This window comes from Vreelandella venusta (assembly GCF_007989605.1).
Lineage (GTDB): Bacteria > Pseudomonadota > Gammaproteobacteria > Pseudomonadales > Halomonadaceae > Vreelandella > Vreelandella venusta.
Genome location: NZ_BJUL01000015.1, coordinates 27,304 through 49,542, shown reverse-complemented (window position 1 = coordinate 49,542; position 22,239 = coordinate 27,304). Strand labels below are relative to the sequence as shown.

At 54.2% G+C, this 22,239-nt stretch carries 19 protein-coding genes; 11 read left to right on the top strand and 8 right to left on the bottom strand.

Translation table 11 applies throughout. The features are described from left to right. The first annotated feature begins 2 nt into the window (after positions 1–2). Positions 3–2,045 (top strand): phenylacetic acid degradation bifunctional protein PaaZ, encoded by a 2,043-nt coding sequence (gene paaZ / locus HVE01_RS15210; protein ID WP_125752426.1) that lies wholly within the window; start codon positions 3–5, stop codon positions 2,043–2,045. A gap of 327 nt (positions 2,046–2,372) precedes the next feature. After that, complete coding sequence (locus HVE01_RS19870; protein WP_186808856.1) at positions 2,373–2,525, top strand: hypothetical protein; 153 nt, start codon at positions 2,373–2,375, stop codon at positions 2,523–2,525. 45 nt (positions 2,526–2,570) lie between these two features. Here the strand turns inward: HVE01_RS19870 and HVE01_RS15205 are convergent, their stop codons facing one another. From HVE01_RS15205 to HVE01_RS15190, 4 genes are all read right to left on the bottom strand, one after another. Further along, complete coding sequence (locus tag HVE01_RS15205; protein WP_125752429.1) at positions 2,571–3,866, bottom strand: TRAP transporter large permease; 1,296 nt, start codon at positions 3,864–3,866, stop codon at positions 2,571–2,573. Beyond that, on the bottom strand, positions 3,859–4,401 hold the full coding sequence (locus HVE01_RS15200) for a TRAP transporter small permease (RefSeq protein WP_146944967.1): 543 nt from the start codon (positions 4,399–4,401) through the stop codon (positions 3,859–3,861). Before HVE01_RS15200 ends, HVE01_RS15205 begins: the two co-directional genes overlap by 8 nt. A gap of 29 nt (positions 4,402–4,430) precedes the next feature. Next, on the bottom strand, positions 4,431–5,519 hold the full coding sequence (locus HVE01_RS15195) for a TRAP transporter substrate-binding protein (RefSeq protein ID WP_146944966.1): 1,089 nt from the start codon (positions 5,517–5,519) through the stop codon (positions 4,431–4,433). A 385-nt stretch (positions 5,520–5,904) separates the two neighbouring features. Then, positions 5,905–6,393, bottom strand: a complete 489-nt coding sequence (locus tag HVE01_RS15190) for a MarR family winged helix-turn-helix transcriptional regulator (RefSeq protein ID WP_125752439.1) — start codon at positions 6,391–6,393, stop codon at positions 5,905–5,907. Between the two features lie 478 nt (positions 6,394–6,871). Between HVE01_RS15190 and HVE01_RS15185 the strand changes: the two genes are divergently transcribed. From HVE01_RS15185 to HVE01_RS15155, 7 genes are all read left to right on the top strand, one after another. Beyond that, positions 6,872–7,840, top strand: a complete 969-nt coding sequence (locus HVE01_RS15185; protein WP_089040451.1) for an MBL fold metallo-hydrolase — start codon at positions 6,872–6,874, stop codon at positions 7,838–7,840. A 76-nt stretch (positions 7,841–7,916) separates the two neighbouring features. After that, positions 7,917–9,647: an FAD-dependent oxidoreductase gene (locus HVE01_RS15180; RefSeq protein ID WP_146944965.1), complete on the top strand. Its 1,731-nt coding sequence runs from the start codon at positions 7,917–7,919 to the stop codon at positions 9,645–9,647. After that, on the top strand, positions 9,634–9,831 hold the full coding sequence (locus HVE01_RS15175; RefSeq protein WP_089040449.1) for a DUF2783 domain-containing protein: 198 nt from the start codon (positions 9,634–9,636) through the stop codon (positions 9,829–9,831). Before HVE01_RS15180 ends, HVE01_RS15175 begins: the two co-directional genes overlap by 14 nt. A 67-nt stretch (positions 9,832–9,898) precedes the next feature. Beyond that, complete coding sequence (hmgA, locus tag HVE01_RS15170; protein ID WP_125752445.1) at positions 9,899–11,206, top strand: homogentisate 1,2-dioxygenase; 1,308 nt, start codon at positions 9,899–9,901, stop codon at positions 11,204–11,206. 36 nt (positions 11,207–11,242) lie between these two features. Further along, positions 11,243–12,262, top strand: coding sequence for a fumarylacetoacetate hydrolase family protein (locus tag HVE01_RS15165; RefSeq protein ID WP_146944964.1), 1,020 nt, complete (start codon positions 11,243–11,245; stop codon positions 12,260–12,262). 21 nt (positions 12,263–12,283) lie between these two features. Further along, complete coding sequence (gene maiA / locus HVE01_RS15160; protein WP_146944963.1) at positions 12,284–12,928, top strand: maleylacetoacetate isomerase; 645 nt, start codon at positions 12,284–12,286, stop codon at positions 12,926–12,928. A gap of 135 nt (positions 12,929–13,063) precedes the next feature. Continuing rightward, positions 13,064–14,254, top strand: a complete 1,191-nt coding sequence (locus tag HVE01_RS15155; protein WP_146944962.1) for a multidrug effflux MFS transporter — start codon at positions 13,064–13,066, stop codon at positions 14,252–14,254. Between the two features lie 93 nt (positions 14,255–14,347). Here HVE01_RS15155 and HVE01_RS20140 read toward each other — a convergent pair whose 3' ends face one another. Both HVE01_RS20140 and HVE01_RS15150 read right to left on the bottom strand, forming a co-directional pair. After that, positions 14,348–14,476 carry a hypothetical protein gene (locus tag HVE01_RS20140; protein ID WP_280529805.1) on the bottom strand — a complete coding sequence of 43 codons (129 nt, stop codon included), beginning with the start codon at positions 14,474–14,476 and terminating at the stop codon, positions 14,348–14,350. Positions 14,477–14,640: 164 nt separating this feature from the next. Then, positions 14,641–18,156, bottom strand: a complete 3,516-nt coding sequence (locus HVE01_RS15150) for an indolepyruvate ferredoxin oxidoreductase family protein (protein ID WP_146944961.1) — start codon at positions 18,154–18,156, stop codon at positions 14,641–14,643. Positions 18,157–18,333: 177 nt separating this feature from the next. Here HVE01_RS15150 and HVE01_RS15145 point away from each other — a divergent pair, with 177 nt between their 5' ends. Both HVE01_RS15145 and HVE01_RS15140 read left to right on the top strand, forming a co-directional pair. Further along, on the top strand, positions 18,334–18,816 hold the full coding sequence (locus HVE01_RS15145) for an Lrp/AsnC family transcriptional regulator (protein WP_120386160.1): 483 nt from the start codon (positions 18,334–18,336) through the stop codon (positions 18,814–18,816). Positions 18,817–19,047: 231 nt separating this feature from the next. Then, positions 19,048–20,103 carry a TRAP transporter substrate-binding protein gene (locus HVE01_RS15140; protein WP_146944960.1) on the top strand — a complete coding sequence of 352 codons (1,056 nt, stop codon included), beginning with the start codon at positions 19,048–19,050 and terminating at the stop codon, positions 20,101–20,103. A 188-nt stretch (positions 20,104–20,291) separates the two neighbouring features. Here HVE01_RS15140 and HVE01_RS15135 read toward each other — a convergent pair whose 3' ends face one another. Both HVE01_RS15135 and HVE01_RS15130 read right to left on the bottom strand, forming a co-directional pair. Continuing rightward, positions 20,292–20,528: a hypothetical protein gene (locus tag HVE01_RS15135; RefSeq protein WP_244973760.1), complete on the bottom strand. Its 237-nt coding sequence runs from the start codon at positions 20,526–20,528 to the stop codon at positions 20,292–20,294. A gap of 5 nt (positions 20,529–20,533) precedes the next feature. Then, on the bottom strand, positions 20,534–22,213 hold the full coding sequence (locus HVE01_RS15130) for an FAD-dependent monooxygenase (RefSeq protein ID WP_146944958.1): 1,680 nt from the start codon (positions 22,211–22,213) through the stop codon (positions 20,534–20,536). Positions 22,214–22,239: the final 26 nt, after the last annotated feature.

The following is a 22,239-nucleotide window of genomic DNA, read 5'->3' as shown; positions in this document are numbered from 1 at the left end:
CAATGCCAGTTTTGCAAAGTTACATCGCAGGCCAGTGGTTCGGACAAACCGAGTCCAAAGCCCTTATCAGCGCTATTAACGGCACCACCGTTGCGCATACCCACCAAGAAGAGATCAATTTCCGCGAAGCAGTGGCGTACGCCCGCAACACCGGTGTGAAGAACATTCTGGCACTGGATTTCCAGCAGCGTGCCGCCATTCTTAAGGCGCTGGCCGCCTATATCCAAGAGCGTAAGCGTGAGCTCTATGCCATCTCTCACCATACCGGCTGCACCAAGGCCGACTCCTGGATCGACATCGACGGTGGTTTTGGCACCCTATTCACTTACGCTTCCACTGGTCGTAAAGAATTGCCCTCCGGCAATGTGGCCCACGAAGGCCCAGTGGCACAATTAGGCAAAGAGAACCACTTTAACGGTACCCACATTCTGGTACCCCGCCGCGGCGTCTCGGTACACATTAATGCGTTCAACTTTCCTATCTGGGGTATGTTGGAAAAGTTCGCGCCCGCTTTTCTGGCAGGCATGCCGTGTATCTTTAAACCGGCCACTGCGACGAGCTATCTAACCGAAGCCGCTGTGCGCGTCATCAACGATTCGGGCCTGCTACCAGAGGGTGCGCTGCAACTGGTAATTGGTGGAGCCGGTGACCTGCTCGACCATCTGGATGAGCAGGACTTTGTCACCTTTACCGGCTCGGCAAGCACCGCCCTAATGCTGAAAAGCCATCCGAACATCATGGCCAAGAGCATTCCGTTCAACGCCGAAGCAGACTCACTCAACAGCGCGATTATGGCGCCAGATATTAGCCCGCAAGACGCCGAGTTCGAGATCTTTGCCAAAGAAGTCGTTAAAGAGATGACCGCCAAGTCAGGCCAGAAATGTACCGCGATCCGGCGCATCTTAGTGCCCGCCGAGCATCTCGATGCATTGGCAGACACAATCACGGCACGCCTTGCCAACATCGTGGTTGGCGACCCTCACCAAGAAGGCGTGCGCATGGGGGCACTCTCTTCCCGTGACCAGTTGAGAGACGTTAATCATGCGATCGAACAGCTGCTAGAAACCAGTGAGTGCGTCTTTGGCAGAGACGGCAGCTTCAAACCTGTTGGCCAGGAGGTGGAAAACGGCGCGTTCATCTCTCCTCACTTACTGATCAACCGCCAGCCACTGAACGACGGCGGCGCCCACGACATTGAAGCTTTCGGTCCCGTCGCCACGCTAATGCCCTATCGCGGCATTGACGAAGCCTTGACTATCGCCGCTAAGGGCAAGGGTAGCTTGGTAACCACGCTGACCACCAAAGACCCCGCTATTGCTGCTGAAATGATCCCTGTACTGGCCGCCCAGCATGGCCGCCTGCAGATTTTGGATGCCCAGGCAGCTAAGGAGTCCACGGGTCACGGCTCTCCGCTACCGATGCTTAAGCATGGCGGACCCGGCCGCGCAGGCGGTGGCGAGGAGCTTGGTGGCATTCGTGCTGTTCACCACTACCTACAACGCACCGCTATCCAGGGCTCTCCGACCATGCTCGCGGCAGTCACAGGGGAGTATGTACGTGGCGCGAAAGTGATCGAGAACGATATCCATCCGTTCCGCCGCCATTTCGATGACCTGCAGGTTGGCGAGTCGCTGTTAACCCACCGCCGCACCGTTACTGAAGCCGACATCGTCAATTTTGGTTGCCTGTCCGGCGACCACTTCTACATGCACTTCGACGACATTGCCGCCAAAGAGACCCAATTTGGCCAACGCATTGCCCACGGCTACTTTGTGTTGTCGGCAGCCGCTGGTTTGTTCGTTTACCCAGGCGAAGGTCCCGTACTGGCGAACTACGGCCTGGATACGCTGCGCTTTATTACGCCGGTGCTGGTTGGCGACACCATCCGCGCCCGCCTCACCTGTAAGCGTAAGATTGACCAGGGTCGAGCATCTCCCGACGGCCACCCGCAAGGCGTGGTGATGTGGGACGTGGCAGTGACCAATCAACATGATGAACTAGTCGCCAGCTACGACATCTTGACGCTGGTCGCTAAACGGCAGTAACGGCTCAGCCACCGTCGCGGGTGCCTTAAGGCTCGTCCCTCGCCATGCGTTACCCGCGCTACGGTGTATACAACCCTCGAACTTTCAGAAAGTGTAGTGCGTGGTAAGCGAAGCGCACCCGCAGCGGTGGCCCGGCGCAAAAGCAGCGCGCAGCGGTGCCGCACTGTCATTCCCGAGTCACCACACTGTCATTCCCGAGTCACCACACTGTCATTCCCGAGTGGGGTTATCGGGAATCCACCTTGACCGCTGAGGCTGGAGTACGAAAATCAAACTGGATTCCCGCTAAGGGCATGCGGGAATGACGAAGTGGCAGGGCATGCGGGAATGACGAGGACGGTTCGGGGGACTGGGTGGAGTCATCGTCAGCACTCACTACACGCCGTTCCTGAGCCACCGCACTGTCATTCCCGAGTGGGGTTATCGGGAATCCACTTTGACCTTGGCCTGCAGCAACCCGAAACCCCGCCCATCGGCTAATGCCAGTCAGCCTTAACTGACTGGCATTACACTAATAGAGCGGCGTTAATACATCAGTCGCGGTAGGAAAAGCACGATCGCAGGGAAGATAAGCACTAACAGTGCGCGTATAGTTCCCGCGACCCAAAACGGAGTGACTCCGCGGAAGATCGTGCCTGTGGATACATCCGGCAATACGGCTCGCAATACGAACACGTTCATACCGACGGGAGGTGTTATCAGGCTAATCTCAATGACGATAACGACCAGAATGCCAAACCACACCAAGTCGTAACCCAGCCCCGCGACGACCGGGAAAAATACCGGCACGGTGAGCAGCAGCATCGACATGCTTTCAAACACACAACCCAGTACGACATAGATTGCGATAATCACCAAAATGACCACAAAAGGCGCAACATTCAGGCCATTAACCAATGCCAGCAGGTCGCCCGGCAGCCCCGCACGGTTGATAAAGTTGGCGAAAATCAGCGCCGTTAGCACCACAGCAAACAGCATCGCAGTGGTACGCACGGTGTCCATTAACACGTTCATTAACACTTGTGGAGTCAGCGCCCGACGCATTAGCGCGATTAAGAAAGCGCCCATTGCACCGATACCGGCTGCTTCCGTAGGTGTAAACACCCCTAGATAAATACCGCCAATCACGAGTACAAACAGTGCTAGCGTACTGCCGACGCTTTTGAGTGCCTTGACCCGTTCTGACCATGGCACTTTCTCTGCCGCAGGGCCAGCGGAGGGGTCACGCCAAAGCACCCACTTGATGGCGCCAATATAAAGAAAGATGCCAAGAATGCCGGGGATAAAACCAGCGGCAAAAAGCTCGCGAATACTGGTTTCGGTCAAGATCCCATAAATCACTAGCATGACGCTGGGCGGTATCAAAATGCCCAAGGTGCCACCCGCCGCGATGGAAGCGGCAGCCAGTGAATCCTTATAGCCATATTTGCGCATTTGCGGCATGGCGACTCGGCCCATAGTGGCACAAGTTGCTAAGCTCGATCCGCATATCGCGCTAAAACCACCGCAAGCGACGATGGTCGCCATTGCCTGACCACCCTTGCGGTGACCTAGAAAACCATTTGAGGCTCGAAACAGGGCATCAGATAGGCCTGCATGAGAAACAAAGTTGCCCATGAGAATGAACAATGGAATCACCGACAGGCCATAATCCATGGCGGTATCAACTACTCGGCGCGCCGCCATTGCTTCGGCCGCATTCCAGTTGCCCGTTAATAGATAGAACCCTGCGAAACCAACGATTCCCATCGCGAACGCCAGCGGCACACGCAAGAATACGAGTATCAGCAATACTGCGAAACCGTACAACGCCTCAGTCATGGGACTCTCCTTTGCTCAACGGGCCACCTTTTTCGATTACCTTTAGCCCTTCAAGCAGATAAAAACCGGCTCGGATAAGAGTCAGGAGTGCTGAAAGTGCGAGCATGATGGCGATCAGCCCGATCAGATAGCCATAGGGAATACGCAAAAACTCCGTCACATCTCCCCATGAAAAAGCCCGCTCTGCCAGCGCCCATACACGTTGCGCCATTACCCAAAGAGCCGCCGTTACGATCAGATTGACGATCACCTCACGTAGCCAGATAAATCTTGCAGGGAACACTGCATCAAGCAGGTCAACACTGACGTGCTCTTGGCGCCAACAAACGACTGGCAGCGACAGAAATACCAATGCCGCCAACATCAGCTGGGTTAATTCAACAGCACCTAGAATGGGGGAATTAAAAAAGTAGCGGCCGCCTACGTCAGCAGTGGTCAACAGCATCATGCCAAAGAGGGTAGCGCCAGCCACCCCCTCTAACATCAGCTGCAGAACCCGACTAACGCGCGTAGCACGTGCCATTTGGGTTTGCATGGTCACTCTCCAACTAGCGCCAGTAGGGGTTACTGTGTGTCGTCTGGTAGTGATTCGCCAGACACAAATTCATCTGGTACCAGGCTACTGACGCTCTCTTCTTCCGCTGCAGCAACAAGCTGCTCACGATAGAACTCGATAGCGGCCATCGCATCAACGTTGCGGTTTTCTGAAACAGACTCAGCCCACTCAGCGATCATGCTGTTACTCATACTTTTCAGCGTATTGAGATCTTCATCACCGAGTTCGGTAAAGGTATGACCAAGCTCTTCGGCAAAGTCGACGCCCCGGACATCCACGACATCCATCATGTAACCAAACAGGCGAGACAGCCGCTCACCAGAGACGGACTCAACGGCTTCACGATCTTCGGGCGACATTTCATCCCAGATCATCGGATTGACAACGATAGTGAAACTGCCGCGGTAGAAACCGCCGTCTACCGTGAGGGTATAGGGGAAAATCTCTGCGACACGGAAGCTACGCAGCCCTTCTGGAACAAGCATGGCTCCATCGATAACGCCCTGAGAACCCGCTTCATAAACGCCTGTGGGCGGCAAGGCGACACCGGTTAGCTCTAGGGCATTGGAGAGATCCCCCATCACGCCACCGCCAACGCGAATACGCTTGCCCTTAAGGTCTTCTAAGGTTTCATACTTCTCGCTGCTGAAGATCCAGCCAGGCCCGTGGACACCAGCAGCCACAACATCTACGCCACGGTGTTCACCCGCAGCTGCCAAGTACTCTTGGTGTGTGTGCCAATAGGCACTGGAGGCATTTTCTGAAGAAAATTCTTGAAAGGTAGGAAACTCCGGCAGCTTGGTTAACTGAAAGCGGCCAGTGTTATAGCCATGAAAAACCCAGGTGGCATCAGCGATACCATCAGCGACCATCTCCATTTGTGACGCTGGGGGCCCCATGTCATGTATCACTTCTACTGTTACACGGCCTTCTGTGGCTTCTTCAATCCACGCTTTCCAGGTTGGCCAAACGATGGTGTTAATGCCGTGATTGGGGCCTGCCCAGGTACTCACGGTGATGGTCGTTTGGGCCAAGGCGGTAGTGCTCAGCGTTGCGGCGGCGATAGCGCCAATCATCAGGTTTGTTGTTTTATTCACTTTTCTTTCCTCTGGTCGTCACGAAGTCGAAGCGCAAAACATGATACTTTATTTTTATCTTTTTAAAATCTAGTGAATCACGTTATTTATCACAATGCCTACAGATACCTGGGTCATGCAACAACCCATCGACCAATAGATGCTAATACTTAAGTATCAAACTCCATATAGTTCTTAATTTACAGATATTTATTTGGAAAAAAGCAGCCTCTCTGAGTCACTATCAATGGCTATTGGGGAATAATTTTTAACCTAGCCTTTTGTTACACAAATCACATTTTCTTGCCCATCAATGACACACCAGTGACGACAGAGGTGTCGATATAGGGATATCGACATAGAGATATCTTCTGCCATCTTGGCTTGTCTGTATGATGTCGCGCTGTTAACCAATTCTCTCCAACTGCCGCTCAAGCTTGCGCATGGTATTGAGCAAGTCACGATATTCACCAACGCTGAGGGTAGACACTAGGTCGGCTTCCCACGCCTGCGCTTCGGGCACGAGTTGATTAAGTAGCGCTTGCCCTACCTCGGTCAGATGTAAGTCATGCAGTCGCTGATCTTGCTGGGATGGCGTGCGGCTTATCAGCCCACGCTCTTCCAGCGACTGAATAGCCCGAGACACGCGCGCCTTATCCATATTGGTGTAGGCACACACCTTCTTAGCGGTTAAATCATCACAGTGGCTAAGCCACGCAAGTACACGCCACTGAGCAATATTGAGGTCATAAGACTCGGCATAAAGCTTCTCTAGCGCCTGGCTGATTCGGTCAGCTAAACGGTTAAGTTGGTAGGGTAAAAACTGGTTGAGATCCAACTCTGCCCTGGCTGAAGACTCCAGAGGAGTATCGCTTGCTGCTTTATCCATCGTCATTGTGTTTCTCCTAGAGCCACCGTTTAATCAGGGGGGTGATGATAAAAATCAGCACCATAGCTGGGAATATAGACACCAGCAACGCGCCTATCATACTGACCACCTTGAGGAAGAGAGTCCTCTTGGCTCCATCCAATAACGCTATTTCAACTAAAACGACTCACCGTTTACTGGCCTTTATCAACCCAAAATGTCATCAGCGTTAGGTTGCCAATGCTCAGGGCAAGCCCTGTCAGCATTAGCCAGAACAGTGCCGACAGATACTCTCTTATGCAACTAATTTACTGACTTTAATTATTATACTTAGGTATTATATTGCAATAATAATCTGATTTATTGGGGTTTATTGTCGATTTAATGCACAATAACGGCTGACGCGCCTATAGAGAGCTGGACATTTAGTTTCATTAGAAACTATCCTCATGGCATACAACAATCCAATAAACAGCTGAACCACCCTGTTAGCACTGGAGATACCATGAGTAAGAAATTCGCGTCCCATGCCGATACCGAAGAGAAACAGATCAGTTTCACTAAGCTGGCAGAGGGGCTCTATGCTTACACGGCTGAAGGTGACCCCAATACGGGCATAGTGATTGGCGATGACAGCGTAATGGTCATCGACACCCAGGCAACGCCGATCATGGCCCAGGACGTTATCCGCCGTATCCGCGAGGTGACTGACCTACCGATTAAGCATGTGGTCATGACCCATTACCATGCCGTGCGTGTTCTCGGCGCATCCGCATACGATGCCGAGAATATCTACGCGAGCCAGAGCACCTATGACCTGATTGTCGAGCGTGGTCAGCAAGATTATGAGTCCGAGGTTGGCCGCTTCCCCCGCTTGTTCAAAGGGGTCGATTCTGTGCCTGGCCTGACTTGGCCAACCATCGTCTTCCAGGAAAAGCTGACGGTGTTTATGGGTGAGCGTGAGGTGCAGATCATTCATCTTGGCCGTGGACACACCAAGGGCGACACCGTCGTCTGGTTACCGAAAGAAAAAATCATGTTTTCCGGTGACCTCGTTGAGTATGGCGCCACCCCTTATACCGGTGATGCTTATCACGAGGACTGGCCTGCTACGCTTGATCGCCTACAGGCCATGCAGCCCCAGAAGCTGGTACCCGGCCGTGGCGATGCGTTGCAAACTGCCGAACAGTGCCAGGAAGCCATTCAGGGCACCCGCGACTTCTTGAGCGATATGTATGGCAGCGTCAAAGCAGGCAAAGCAGCGGGTAAATCACTCTCCGAGTGCTACGCCGAGACCTACGCGGTTCTGAAGCCTAAGTATGGCCACTGGGTCATCTTTGATCACTGCGTGCCTTTCGATATCACTCGCTGCTACGACGAAGCAGGTGGCGAATATCCAGATCCACGTATCTGGACGGCAGAGCGCGATACTGCCATGTGGCACTCCCTGCAGGACGCCGTCGAAAATCAGTAAGTGCTAACTAGAGACACCCACTGATCATGCCCAGCTGTCGGGTGTCATTCACCCGACAGCTGCAGGGGAGCAATAGATGCCAACAACCTATAAAAATCCTGTCTATCCTTACCGACGCCCGCCTGAGCTTGATGTTCAAGATGTTCGCCATTATCCGGTGGTGATTGTCGGTGCCGGACCTAGCGGCCTCGCCGCCGCTATCGATTTGGCTCAGCAAGGCATTCATTCGATTGTCCTGGACGACAACAACACCGTTAGCGTGGGGTCGCGGGCATTGTGCTTTGCCAAGCGTTCACTGGAAATTATTGACCGTTTAGGCTGCGTCGAGCCGATGCTTGAAAAAGGCGTCACTTGGCAACATGGCCGCGTCTTTTTCCAAGACCGCGAAGTCTATGACTTCAACCTGCTGCCAGAAGATGGCCACCGCATTCCCGCTTTTATTAACTTGCAGCAGTATTACTTTGAAGAGTTTCTGGTCAATCGCGCTCACGACTTTGCTGAGCAAATTGATCTGCGCTGGAAACATAAGGTCATTGATGTTGATGCTCAGCCTGATAGCACCGCCATCAAGGTGTCGACTCAGGATGGTGACTACTCACTGACCTGTGACTATCTGCTTGTTTCGGATGGTGCCAACAGCCGCATCCGCGACATGCTAGGCCTTGACTGCAAAGGCCAGGTATTTCAAGACCGCTTCCTGATTGCGGATGTGGTGATGAAGGCTGATTTCCCGACAGAGCGCTGGTTTTGGTTTGATCCGCCCTTCCATCCCAATCAATCGGTGCTGCTGCACAAAGAACCCGACAATGTGTGGCGTATCGACTTCCAGCTAGGCTGGGACGCTGACCCGGAAGAAGAAAAGAAAGAAGAGAACATTCGCCCGCGCGTGCAGGCGATGCTTGGCCCGGACGTGGAGTTTGAGCTTGAGTGGGCCAGTGTCTACACCTTCCGCTGCCGCAAGATGGATAACTTCATTCATCACAGCGTGATATTTATGGGCGACGCAGCTCATCAGGTATCCCCCTTTGGCGCCAGAGGTGCCAACGGCGCCCTCCAGGGTGTGGAGAACTTAGCCTGGAAACTGGCGCGTGTTCTCAAAGCCCAGGCACCGAAAACACTCTTATCCACGTATAACACCGAGCGCCAGCACGGCGCGACAGAAAACCTGCTTAACTCTACTCGCGCCACCGACTTTATTACCCCGAAGAGCCATATCAGCCAGGTATTCCGCGATGTGACGCTGGAGCTGGCGGAGAAACATGCCTTCGCACGTAGCCTAGTCAACAGCGGCCGCCTTTCCATGCCGTGTCGCTACGATAGCTCACCGCTTAATACGCCCGATGTTGATAGTGGCCCAAGCGAACTGCGCCCTGGTAGCTCGGCTAAGGACGCCCCCATTCGCCTGGGCGAGCAGAACGCTTGGCTACTCAACCAGTTGGGTAATGGTTTTGTACTGCTACTCGATGGCCGTATTGATGACGGTCACGCCACTGCGCCGCTAAGAGAGCTGAGCGAGCTGTTAGATCGCCACACTGACTTACGCCTTGTGGTGGTTGGCCCAGCTCCGGATGAGTTTGGCGCTCTACCGCGCACCACCGTGATAGACGATACCGAAGGGCTAGTGACGCAACGCTACGGCCTCAAAGCGGGTGGCGGATACCTTATCCGTCCTGACCAGCACGTTACTGCTCGCTGGCACACCGTCACTGCCCACCAGGTTGAAGATGCATTAGACCGCGCGCTGGGCGTTTATCTTGCGGGTACCGCTGACACGATCTTTCAGGAGCGTTGCCATGCCAAGGCTTGAATTAAATCCCAACTTCACTGATCCGGACGCCTTTTACGCGGCACTCACCGCGCTACATCGCGACCGCAGCGAGGCAGAGAGTGAGCGCATCAATGCCCGTTTGATCTTGTTACTGGCTAATCATATCGGCGATCAAACCGTGCTAGAAGCAGCCATTTCCCATGCGGTTGGTGATGGTGATTAATCGCCGCGTCTATGTTTATAAGACTTAGATTTATTTAAGTAACGTCCAAACACAGCAGGTCTTAACAATGACTGAACAATTGCAATATCAGAACGGTTTCCATAACCACTTTTCAAGCGAAGCGCTGCCGGGTGCACTGCCAATTGGGCAAAACTCACCGCAAAAGTGTGCTTACGGCTTATATGCTGAACAACTCACTGGTTCCGCATTCACTGCGCCTCGGCATCAAAACTTTCGTAGCTGGCTTTATCGCATTCGCCCTTCAGTTGTTCAGAGCGCGTATCAGCCACTGGAAAATAGCAACGTACACACATCCCCATTAGAGAAGCCAGCGGCGGACCCCAACCAAATGCGCTGGGACCCGGTTGCGATACCGGATGCACCAACTGACTTTATCGATGGCCTGTTTACCATTGCAGTGAACGGGGATGCGGCCACTCAGGCCGGTGTGGGTGTGCATGTTTATACGTTCAATGCAGACATGACTGAACGCTTTTTCTACAACGCAGATGGCGAACTGCTCTTCGTTCCGCAAATGGGGGCTATTCGTCTACGCACCGAATTTGGTGAACTCGAGATTGATAACGGTGAGATTGCCGTTATTCCTCGCGGCGTGAAGTTCCAAGTGCGTAAAGCACAGGGTGTTGACGCTGCGCGGGGGTATATTTGTGAGAACTACGGCAGCCCTCTAGAACTACCCGGCCTCGGCCCCATTGGGGCTAACGGTTTAGCCAACCCGCGAGACTTCCAAAGCCCGGTGGCAGCCTATGAAGACCTGGAAGGTGATTATCGCTTAGTCGCTAAGTTCTCTGGTCGCTTCTGGGAAACAAAGCTCAACCATTCGCCGTTAGATGTGGTGGCGTGGCACGGCAACTGCGCGCCGTATAAATATAATCTCGCCAACTTCAACACCATCAATACAGTGAGCTTCGACCACCCGGATCCGTCAATCTTCACCGTATTAACGTCCCCCTCCGATACGCCGGGAATGGCCAATCTTGATTTTGTGATTTTCCCGCCGCGCTGGATGGTTGCCGAGAACACTTTCAGACCGCCCTGGTTCCATCGCAACCTGATGAGCGAGTTTATGGGGCTTATTCATGGCGAGTACGATGCAAAAGCAGAAGGCTTCACTCCAGGCGGTGCCAGCCTGCACAACTCAATGTCACCCCACGGCCCGGATGCTGAGACATTTGAGAAAGCTTCCAACGCTGAGCTGAAGCCACACTTCATAGGCGATACATTGGCCTTCATGTTTGAAAGCCGCTACTTATTCCACCCAACCCCTGCGGCTCTGGAGGCTGACTTCCGCCAACGTGACTATGTGGATGTTTGGTCAACGCTGCGTTCGCACTTCAACCCAAACCAGCCGTAAAACTTATCGCCCCCTGACGACAAGGATTGAATGCCCATGAAACTTGCAACACTGAACAAAGGCCGCGATGGCGAACTCATTATCGTCTCTCGCGACCTCGCCCGTGCCGTAAGCGCTGTTGATATTGCTCCCACACTTCAAGCGGCCCTTGAAAGCTGGGAAGCCGTTAGCCCTCAGCTTGAAGAACGCTACGCACAACTAAATAGTGATGATGCCGACGGTGCTTTTGAGCTTGATCAGCGGGCGCTGCACTCTCCGTTACCGCGGGCCTATCAGTGGGCCGACGGCTCCGCCTATCTAAACCATGTCCAGCTGGTACGTCAGGCGCGTAATGCTGAGATGCCCGAAACCTTCTGGACCGATCCACTTATGTACCAGGGTGGTAGCGACTGCTTCCTGGCGCCCACCGAAGATATCGAAGCGGTCAGTGAAGAGCATGGCATCGACTTTGAAGGTGAGATCGCAGTTATTACCGATGACGTGCCGATGGCCGTCACTCCCGAGGAAGCCGCCAAGCACATTAAACTGGTGATGCTGGTCAACGATGTCAGCCTGCGCGGCCTCATTCCAGGCGAGCTGGCGAAGGGCTTCGGCTTTTTCCAAGCCAAGCCCGCCTCTGCTTTCTCGCCCATCGCGGTGACTCCAGACGAACTGGGCGATGCTTGGCAAGAAGGCAAAGTGCACCTGCCGCTGACCGTGCACCTGAATGATGAGAAGTTTGGCGAGCCAGAAGCGGGTCCCGATATGATTTTCAGCTTTCCACAGCTGGTTGCCCATGCGGCCAAGACCCGCTACCTCGGCGCGGGCGCTGTGATTGGTTCGGGTACTGTTTCCAACCCAGACCCCGATGGCGGCCCTGGAAAGCCGGTGGCTGACGGCGGCGTAGGCTATAGCTGCTTGGCCGAAGTACGCATGGTCGAGCAGATACTCTACGGCCAGGTAAAAACTCCCTTTATGCGCTTTGGCGACCGGGTGCGCATCGAGATGTTTGACCGCGATGGCAACAACATATTTGGTACCATCGATCAGCAAGTCGTGAAGTATCAGCCCAAATAAAGTCAACACAAGGAAGGTAACATGACGACGCTTTACGGCTATTTCCGCTCGTCGGCTGCTTACCGGGTGCGGATCGCCTTAAACCTGAAAGGCCTGGACTACGATCAGGTTCCGATCAACTTGGTGAAAGGCGAGCAGCGGGGTGGTGACCAGCTGGCGCGCAACCCTCAGGGAATGGTGCCTAGCTTAGTGTTGGATGATAACTCAGTGGTCAACCAGTCGCTGGCGATCTGTGAGTATCTCGATGAGCGACACCCCAAGCCTGCGCTGCTACCGGCGGATGCCCTAGCGCGCGCAAGAGTTCGTGCGCTTGCCCAGTCGGTGGCTTGCGAGATTCATCCGCTCAATAACCTGCGGGTGCTCAAGTATCTCGTCGGTGAACTAGGGGTGGATGAGGCGGCCAAGTTAGCATGGTATCGCCATTGGATTACCGAGGGCTTCTCAGCCCTGGAAGCGACGCTCTCTACTGACCCCAGCAGCGGCGACTTTTGCCATGGTGACTCCCCAACGCTTGCGGATATCTGCCTGATTCCTCAGGTGTATAACGCAGAGCGCTTCGAGTGCGATTTGTCAGCCTACCCGACGATCCAGCGCATCGCTGCCAATTGTCGTGCGCTGCCAGCTTTCGAAAAAGCCGCCCCCGAGGCACAGCCTGACGCCAACTAAGCTGAAGCCAAGCCAAATAAAGCGATACGATTAAGTTATACTAAGCAGGCTAACATAAGCGGGCGTCTTTCCACTCGGGAAGGCGCCCGTCTCGTGTCCGAAGGGGCATCACATCCAACCAAAAGGAGTTAAGGGGTGCTAAAGCTGCCCTCTACCGCCACCGTCGTGGCACTGGCCGCGGTGACTGCACTTGGCCCGCTGGCGACGGATATGTACTTGCCAGCCATGCCCGCGATGGCAGACGCGCTGAATACTGGCCCAGACCGAATACAGCTAACCCTTAGCCTCTATATGGCTGGATTCGCGCTGGCCCAACTAGTGTGCGGGCCAATCTCTGATCGCTTTGGCCGCCGCCCGGTGATGATTGCAGGGTTATCGCTGTTTCTCGCTGCGAGCTTACTGTGTGCCTGGGCGCCTAGCGTCGAGTGGTTGCTGGTAGGCCGCTTCCTGCAGGCCTTCGGCGGTGCTGCTGGACCGGTATTAGCACGGGCATCGGTGCGTGATATTCATGGCCCGATCGAGGCTGGGCGCATTCTCTCTTATATGGCAAGCACGATGGCCCTCGCCCCTGCTCTAGCCCCCGTGGTGGGCGCAGGGTTACTGCTGTTTTTTGGCTGGGAATCGGTGTTCGTGGTGCTAGCGCTCTACGCGGCAGTGATGCTGGCGGTGCTGATCTTTATGCTACCCGAGCCGTTGGCGAAGGAGCGACGGCAATCGATTCACCCGAAAACAGTACTGGCTAATTTCCGCTTACTACTGACTCAGCGTGCCTTTATCGGCTACACCTTGGTAAATGCGGCCGCGTTCTCCGGGCTATTCGCGTACCTTTCGGGCTCATCTTTTGTACTCATCGAATACCTGGGTGTCGCACCTACGTTGTATGGCGTGATGTTCACACTGATTGTCGCGGGCTTCTTCGTCGGCACTCTGGTCAGCGGCCGCTATAGCCACCGTTTGGGTCGTGATCGCCTCGTCACTTTGGGCAGCGTAATCTGCGCAACTGGGGGCGTCGTCATGGCGGGCTTGGCCACCGTTGGCGTTCATCATCCGTGGGCAGTAGTGGGGCCGCATATGGTATTTATGCTGGGGGTCGGCATTTTGATGCCACAAACAATGGCCGGTGCACTGGCACCCAACCCTCAATGTGCGGGCGCAGCGTCTTCTTTGTTTGGTTTTCTGCAAATGACGATTGCCGCTGTGGTAGGCGGATTAGTCGGGCAATTCCACGACGGCAGCTCGCGCACCATGGCCTTGACGATCGGACTGATGGGGCTGCTCGCCCTGCTAAGCCACTGGCTGCTGGTACGCCGCCGAAAAGAGACCTAGCTGAATCACTGTCACTCCCAGCCACCAACTCCCGTCATTCCCGGCCACCGCACTGTCATTCCCGAGTTACCGCACTGTCATTCCCGAGTGGGGTTATCGGGAATCCACCTTGACCTTAGCCGCTGAGGCTGGGGTATGAAAATCAAACTGGATTCCCGCTAAGGGCATGCGGGAATGACGAAGTGGCAGGGCATGCGGGAATGACAGAATAGAAAGTGTCATTCCCGGCCACCAAACCCCGTCATTCCCGAGTGGGGTTATCGGGAATCCACCTTGACCTTGGCCTACAATGGCCTACAAACCCAGCCCATCGGCTAATGCCAGTCAGCCTTAACTGACTGGCATTATACTCATTGCGTGGCCTTTTTTACCTATATTGGGTTGCCTTAAGCGACTTCGACAGCGATGGTCTTCGAGCGCCCTTCACGTAGCTCCTTCAACAACGTCTCGCGGCGCTCGTTGGCTTTCTCAGCGGCAGCTTCGCGAACGGGTCCGAAACCACGAATCTCTTCCGGCAGCTTAGCAAGCGCTATGGCCGTGGCGTGATTTGTGCCATCAAGACGAACCACTAACTCATCGATCAACTGCTCATAGTCAGCCAATAAAGCGCGGTCGAGTTTGCGATCAGCGCTGAAGCGGAAAGGGTCAAGCGCGGTGTTGCGCAAACCGCGCAGCTTGGCCAACGCGCCCATTGCCTTCAGCACCCAAGGGCCAAAACGACGCTTCACCGGACGCCCTTGGGCATCTTTCCGCCCACCCAGCAGCGGCGGCGCCAAATGGAAGGTTAGCTGGTAATCACCCGAGAACGTTGCTTTGACCTCATCCAGAAAATCGCTCTGGGTGTAAAGGCGCGCCACTTCATACTCATCTTTATACGCCATCAAGCGATAAAGCTGATGGGCGACGGCTTCACTCAACGATTGGCTACCTTTTAGCGCGGTTTCTGCTTCACGCACTTTCGTTACTTGAGTAACGTAACGCTCAGCCCAGGTACGGTTCTGATAGCGCTCCAGGTGGCGGCTGTTACGCGCAACTACATCGTCCAGTGTGGCATTCGCGGACAGGGGTAGCGTATCCAAATGCTGCTGAAGGTAGTCGGGCTCCACCGCAGCCAAACGACCCCAGGCAAATGCCTGACGGTTCTTCTCCACAGCGACGCCGTTTAGCTCCAGAGCACGCTGCACCGCAGGTTCAGAAAGCGGCACCAACCCCTGTTGCCAGGCAAACCCCAGCATCATCATATTGGAAAACACCGTATCGCCCAGCAGCTGTTCGGCTAGGCGATTGGCATCCAGGGAAGCAAAGCGTTCCTCGCCTACCGCTTCACGCAACATATTAAGGCGCTTACTGGGCTGCATATCCGCATCGCGATAAAGGACATAATCCGCCGTGGCTAGCTCGGCCAGATTCGCCACGATACGCGTGGTCGGCTGCAGCACATTTAGCGCTTTCTGCGAACTCGCTACGACCATATCGCAAGCGATCATCGCATCGGCCTGACCAGCTTCGATACGTACCTGATTCAGTTCACTGGGCTGTGATGCCAGACGCACATAACTCAGTACCGCCCCGCCTTTTTGCGCAAACCCCATAAAGTCGAGCACGCTGCTGCCCTTGCCTTCCAGGTGAGCTGCCATGGTGATCAGCTGCCCAACGGTCACCACGCCCGTGCCTCCAACGCCTCCCACCAGCAAGTCGTAAGGAGCCGTTAAAGTGGCAATCGCAGGGGTTGGCAAATGCGCTATACGTTGCCAAAAGGCATTATCTGCCGTGACGCCCTGGCCTTTACGCAACCCACCACCTTCAACCGTAACAAAACTAGGACAGAAGCCGCTGACGCAGGACATATCCTTGTTGCAGGACGACTGATCGATTTTGCGCTTGCGGCCTAGTTCGGTCTCACGTGGCACCACCGATAAACAGTTGGACTGCACAGAACAATCACCACAACCTTCGCAAACATGATGGTTAATGAACACCCGGCGGGCGGGGTCTTCCATCAAACCACGCTTGCGCCGACGGCGCTTTTCAGCCGCGCATGCCTGGTCATAAATCAACACGGTGCAACCTGGAATTTCGCGCAGTTCACGTTGCAGCGTATCCATCTCTTCACGGCCGTGGAAGGTTACCTGCTTAGGAAACTCCTTTTCATGCCCGCGGTATTTTTCGGGCTCATCACTGACCACCACTACCCGACGAACGCCTTCATCCAGCGATTGCCGGGCGATCATCGGCACGTTGATTTGCCCATCCACGGGTTGACCGCCCGTCATGGCAACCGCATCGTTGAACAGGATTTTATAGGTAATATTAACGTTGGCAGCCACTGCCTGACGCACCGCCATTGACCCCGAGTGAAACCAGGTGCCTTCGCCTAAGTTCTGGAAAATATGGCCATTGCCGGTAAAGCGGCTCTTGCCCACCCAGTTAACGCCTTCGCCGCCCATCTGAATTAAAGATTCGGTGTTGCGGCCCATCCACGACGCCATAAAATGACAGCCGATGCCCGCTAAGGCTTTACTGCCCTCCGGCACCTTGGTCGAGCTGTTGTGTGGGCAACCGGAGCAGAAATACGGCATGCGGCGTACACCACCGAGCTCTTTCACGCCTGCTTGGCAAGCATCAACAGTTGCCAGCTTGTCGCTAAAATCAATGTTGAAAAAGCGCGCTAAACGCTCGGCGACAAAGCCTGCCAAGAGGCGCGGGCCCAGCTCTCCAACAAAGGGAATTAGCGGCTTGCCGGTTTCATCCTGCTTGCCGGTCACGATGACCTCGCCAGGATGGTCGGGTTCGGACATATACTCTTTAAGCTGACTTTCAATAATGCCGCGCTTCTCTTCAATGACCAGCACTTCGCGCTTGCCATGAATAAACTCAAGAATGCCGGGGCGATGGAGCGGCCACACCATCCCGACTTTGTATATTTCCACCCCCAATTCACGCAGCTTCGCTTCATCCAGCCCTAATAAACGCAGCGCCTCAAGTAAATCCAGGTGGCCCTTGCCGGTGGTAACCAGCCCAAACGTCGCCTGTTCCTGGCGAAATAAGTACTGATCAATCGGGTTGGCGGTGGCAAACGCCTGAACGGCGGCCAGCTTGTGCTCAAGGCGGGTCTCAAGCTGCGGTCCCGGCAGGTCCGGCCAGCGGTAGTGCAGCCCGCCTTCCGGCATTTCGAAATCCGGCGTGACATATTCCGGCAAGGGCGGCACGTCCACCGATGCGCCACTCTCTACGGTTTCGGAAACGGCTTTGAACCCCACCCAGCAACCAGAGAAGCGTGAAAGTGCATAACCCCATAGCCCAAAGCGCTCGTACTCCGCCAATGAGGCAGGGCTTACAACCGGCATAAACCAGGCCATAAAGGCGACATCCGACTGGTGTGGCATGGAGGACGACACACACCCATGGTCATCACCCGCGACCACCAGCACACCGCCAGTCGGTGAGCTGCCATAGGCATTACCGTGCTTTAACGCATCGCCCGCACGGTCAACGCCTGGCCCTTTGCCGTACCACATGCCGAAGACGCCTTCGACTTGCCGCTCAGGATCTGTCTCCACCTGTTGGCAACCAAGCATCATGGTAGCGGCCAGGTCTTCGTTGATCGCAGGGACAAAATCGATGTGATGCGCTTCCATAGCGGCTTTCGCCCGCCAAATTTCTTGGTCTACACCGCCTAAGGGCGAGCCACGATAGCCACTGATAAGCCCTGCCGTTTGGCGGCCATTGTGGCGATCAAGCTCGGCTTGGCGTAAGGCGATGCGTACCAATGCCTGGGTGCCAGTAAGAAAAATACGGCCTTCGCCGCGGCTATAGCGGTCGGCCAGCTGATAATTATCGAGTGCGATCTCGAGAGGCTGGGTAATAGAACCCGCCTGCTCAGCAATTGAGGGGGTTGTCATGAGAGTTCACCAGTACGGTTGAAGAGTTATGGTTGTAATACATCTGAGTCTAGCCAAGAGCGCACTAAAGGTGCTTGCTAATTAGCTCTTCAAACGTCTGGTTATTAATCATTACTTTCATTTTTTTAGCTTTGACGCAATGATATTCAACAAACCACAAATAAATGAAATGACACCATGAAAGAAGCAACCAAAGAAATCACTTTAGACAGGCATGATCAGCGCATTCTTACCCTGCTTCAGCAACAGGGGCGTATTACCAACAATGAGCTCGCCGAACAGATCGGGCTCTCCCCCGCTGCCTGCTGGCGACGCGTAAAAGCCCTGGAGGAGAGTGGCGTTATCCGCCGCTTTGCGGCGTTGGTGGAACCCAGCCTAGTGGGCCAACCACTATCAGCACTGGTCATGGTGACGTTGGTTCGCCACCACATCGACAATACCGTCGAGTTCGAAAATCGCATTCTGCAATATCCAGAAGTGCTGCAGTGCTATGCCACCACCGGCAACGCCGATTTCGTACTGCGGGTAGTGATCGAGGACATGGCAGCTTATGACCGATTTCTGAATGAAAAACTCTTCACCTTGGAGGGCATTTCCCAGGTCAGCTCCAATTTCGTGCTGCGTAATATCAAAGAAGAGACCGCTATCCCAATTCGTTGAATCAGCCGATTGAAACCACTAAGCCTTACTGTCCGTTAGAGCGAACCTCCAAAACTTTAAAAATTAAGACTTAAGTATCAATTCAATCAACTTTAAATTAGTTGCTATTGAAACTATCCAAAGGCAAGGTAAGCGTTGTAACTTACGCCACCTGAGAAGGCGCCACTTGCTCGGTGTTAGGCGTTACCAATAACAACACAGACGTTAATAACGTCGTTTTGGAGTTTCCGCATGAAACAACCAGCTCGCTTACTCGTGGGAGCTATCGCGCTTTCCAGCATGGCGTTCAGCATGTCTTCATTTGCTCAGGCAACGATCACCGTTAGCACGTGGGGTGGGCCGAATCACGGTATTAATACCATTGTTTGGCCGACCTGGAAGGCGTGGATAGAGGAAGCCACGGATGACCGTGTTACGGTAGAAGTGGTGCATGACATGGGGCCTCCTCCCGCACAAATGGAGATCGTTGCTGATGGCATTGCAGACGCCAGCTGGATTTTTCACGCCCATATGGCGGGCCGTTTTCTAGCCACGCAGCTACCTGAGTTCCCCACCTTTGAGGAGTTCTCTTCAGAAGATGCTTCGGCTGCCTATTGGCACACCCACCAAGAGTATTTGCAGCAAGCCAATGAGCACCGAGGTGTTGATGTCGTTGCGATGGGCGTACACGGGCCAGGGCAAATATTTACCCGTGACCAAATAAGCTCCATCGATGAGCTTGCTGGCAAACGGCTGCGCGTGGGCGGCGGCGTGATGAGTGGTTTAGCCGAGGCAATGTCAGTGACCGGGGTCTCCATTCCTCCGACAGGCACCTACGAAGCAGCTTCCCAGGGCGTTGTCGACGGCGCGATGCTAACGCTTGAGAGCTTGCGCAGCTTCCGCGTGGCTGAAGTGGCTCCGCACACCCTTACCGTAGACGGCGGTTTCTATCGCGGCAGCTTTGCGATTGTTATGAACCCGATGTTCTGGGACCAAGTGTCGGACGAAGACCGAGCGGCGATTGAAAGCGTATCGGGTGAGCGGCTTTCACGCTTGTTTGGCTATATGATGGATGTTTCCGACCAGCGCGGCGTTGAATTTGGTGAAGAGAATGGCGCAACCTTTACCCAAGCATCGGAACAAGACATTGACTACCTGAGAGGCGTTGCTAGCAACTTACAGGATGCCTGGAGTGAGTCGATAAAGAGTCGTGGTGTTGACGCGCCTGCCGCACTTGCCTTCTTTCATGAACAGTTAGTCAATGCAGCGGCCGAAGAGCGTATCGAAGCGAGTGTTGTTAGTCCCTGAGACGTTCTTTACTAAGCGTTTTATTATTAAATGTGCTTGGCTAAGCACTCTTTACCCAACGCTCGTCATCAAACACTCGCTATCAAATATTTTCTATTAAAGAGGGGAAGCGCTTCCTTCCCCTCTTCCTTCCCCACTCCTTCTCCTCCACTCTTATTTACCGCTAATTCCCACTTCTAATTACCTCCCTACTTTTTTCTCTCATTAAGGCGGGTACCCTCGCGCGCTTCATTAATCGCCGCGACTACCTGATTGATATCGGGTATCCGGTGGGCAAGCGCTAGCGCCAACTGGGCAAGCAGCCGTGTGTGCTGTGCCTCAGGCACCGAATCTAGCGTGACGGCTAGCTGTTCATAAACCTGTTCAAGGTCGGCAAACGGTAAAACTGCTTGTGAAGAGGCTGTTGATGTCGATATCGCTGTCATGGGCATTATTCTCCTAGTGCTTTCTTGAAAGCGGCGCTAAGGGAAGCAGCATCAACTGCTTTCCAGCGGGCGGTGATATGACGATCAGGGCGTACTAAGTAAGCGCTTCCAGCACTTGCGTCATAACCATCGAAACAAGCACCCTGGTGGTCAATCAATGTAGTAAAAAATGTCGGGCTGGCATGGCGGGCAATCACCAATACATCCAGACTGCTGTAGTGTTTCTGAAGGTCGACTAAGACGGCCTGCAGCTCAGGCGTGACGCTACCATCCTCACTAAACACCAGTAGGTTGAACCCCGTTCCCAAGTGGTCGAGCAAGAAGTTGTTTTCGCCTAATCGGCGATTGATTAACGGTGCACCAGGTATCGGACCTGCACTAAAACTCTTGTCATCCTCTGCCGTCACTGGGCTTTCAGCATAGGTGTAGGGCGTAACTTGCCGAGGATCGGCAAAGCGGCTTGCGTAGTCGTTACGTAGGGCCAACGATAGTGCGGCATCTCGCATCAACCGATATCCCTGACTGGGCGGGGTCATAAAGCGGGTGCTCTTACCGGCATTCGCGAAGACCTCTAATGTGGCACCACGCCGTTCTGGACTATAACTATCCAGCAGTTTCTCGGAAGCCTCACCTTTGAGTACCCAGGCTAGCTTCCAGGCGGCATTAATCGCATCGGCCAGCCCGTTGTTAAGCCCACGCACACCAAAAATGGGGACTAAATGGGCGCTGTCACCAATAAACAGCACACGGCCATGGCGATAATCGTCGAGGGCCAGCGTGTAGGCTTTGTAAAGGCTCCACCACTCAAGCTCCCACTTCCCCTCCTCGCCTAGCATCTCGATGATCATACCAACGCGTTCACGAATGGCACTCTCGGTAACAGCCTGCTCGGGGCTTTCGTTCGGCAATAGTTGATAGTCGATGCGCCAGATATCATCAGGCTGTTTATGCACCAGCAGGGTAGATTCAGGCATTACTGAAGGGCTGAAAAAAGCCCTGCGCTCGGTCGGAAAGTCAGACTTCATGCGTACATCAGCAATTACATAGCGTCCTTCATAGGACTCACCGTGCAACGAAAGATCAAACGACTTGCGCACAACACTGCGTCCACCATCCGCCGCCAGCAGATAGTCGGCCCTCAATTGGTAATCCCCCTGCGGAGTGGAAACACGCAGTGTTACGCCGGTATCACTTTGCGTGACATCGCTAACGGCCTGCTGCCAGCGCATTTCAATTAACGGGCTTTCCATCGCCTTACCGACCAGAAAATGCTCAATATACTGCTGCTGTAGGTTATACATCGGCAGAAAGCGTTCGTGTTCTGAGTGTGGCATCTCAAAACGATAGACTTCCTGATCATGGAAATAGGAGCGCCCTCGCGTCCAGCCAAGCGCTTTGTCTATAAATTGCTGCTCAAGGCCTAATTGTTGGAGTATTTCCAAGCTATGACGGGATAGGCAGATCGCTCTGGAACCATCATTGAGCGTCGCCTTATCATCAAGCAGTACAGACTGAACACCTTGACGCGCTAGCTCCAGCGCGGCAACGACGCCGACAGGACCTGCCCCGACAATGGCAACCCGGTGCTGTTGCCTCTCACCTCTCAATTCAGCGGGACACACAAAGGGGAAATGCGGATAATCAAAATATAACGAGTCAAGCTCACCCTTGCCTGCTGGTCGCATGACATACTCCTATTACTGTTATTTTT

What these genes read in the sequence shown, in the direction of transcription:
- paaZ (WP_125752426.1), top strand. Translation starts at nt 3, where the DNA reads ATGCCAGTTTTGCAAAGTTACATCGCAGGCCAGTGGTTCGGACAAACC.
- HVE01_RS19870 (WP_186808856.1), top strand. Translation starts at nt 2,373, where the DNA reads ATGACGAGGACGGTTCGGGGGACTGGGTGGAGTCATCGTCAGCACTCA.
- HVE01_RS15205 (WP_125752429.1), bottom strand. Translation starts at nt 3,866, where the DNA reads ATGACTGAGGCGTTGTACGGTTTCGCAGTATTGCTGATACTCGTATTC.
- HVE01_RS15200 (WP_146944967.1), bottom strand. Translation starts at nt 4,401, where the DNA reads ATGCAAACCCAAATGGCACGTGCTACGCGCGTTAGTCGGGTTCTGCAG.
- HVE01_RS15190 (WP_125752439.1), bottom strand. Translation starts at nt 6,393, where the DNA reads ATGACGATGGATAAAGCAGCAAGCGATACTCCTCTGGAGTCTTCAGCC.
- HVE01_RS15185 (WP_089040451.1), top strand. Translation starts at nt 6,872, where the DNA reads ATGAGTAAGAAATTCGCGTCCCATGCCGATACCGAAGAGAAACAGATC.
- HVE01_RS15180 (WP_146944965.1), top strand. Translation starts at nt 7,917, where the DNA reads ATGCCAACAACCTATAAAAATCCTGTCTATCCTTACCGACGCCCGCCT.
- HVE01_RS15175 (WP_089040449.1), top strand. Translation starts at nt 9,634, where the DNA reads ATGCCAAGGCTTGAATTAAATCCCAACTTCACTGATCCGGACGCCTTT.
- hmgA (WP_125752445.1), top strand. Translation starts at nt 9,899, where the DNA reads ATGACTGAACAATTGCAATATCAGAACGGTTTCCATAACCACTTTTCA.
- HVE01_RS15165 (WP_146944964.1), top strand. Translation starts at nt 11,243, where the DNA reads ATGAAACTTGCAACACTGAACAAAGGCCGCGATGGCGAACTCATTATC.
- maiA (WP_146944963.1), top strand. Translation starts at nt 12,284, where the DNA reads ATGACGACGCTTTACGGCTATTTCCGCTCGTCGGCTGCTTACCGGGTG.
- HVE01_RS20140 (WP_280529805.1), bottom strand. Translation starts at nt 14,476, where the DNA reads ATGACACTTTCTATTCTGTCATTCCCGCATGCCCTGCCACTTCGTCAT.
- HVE01_RS15150 (WP_146944961.1), bottom strand. Translation starts at nt 18,156, where the DNA reads ATGACAACCCCCTCAATTGCTGAGCAGGCGGGTTCTATTACCCAGCCT.
- HVE01_RS15145 (WP_120386160.1), top strand. Translation starts at nt 18,334, where the DNA reads ATGAAAGAAGCAACCAAAGAAATCACTTTAGACAGGCATGATCAGCGC.
- HVE01_RS15140 (WP_146944960.1), top strand. Translation starts at nt 19,048, where the DNA reads ATGAAACAACCAGCTCGCTTACTCGTGGGAGCTATCGCGCTTTCCAGC.
- HVE01_RS15135 (WP_244973760.1), bottom strand. Translation starts at nt 20,528, where the DNA reads ATGACAGCGATATCGACATCAACAGCCTCTTCACAAGCAGTTTTACCG.
- HVE01_RS15130 (WP_146944958.1), bottom strand. Translation starts at nt 22,213, where the DNA reads ATGCGACCAGCAGGCAAGGGTGAGCTTGACTCGTTATATTTTGATTAT.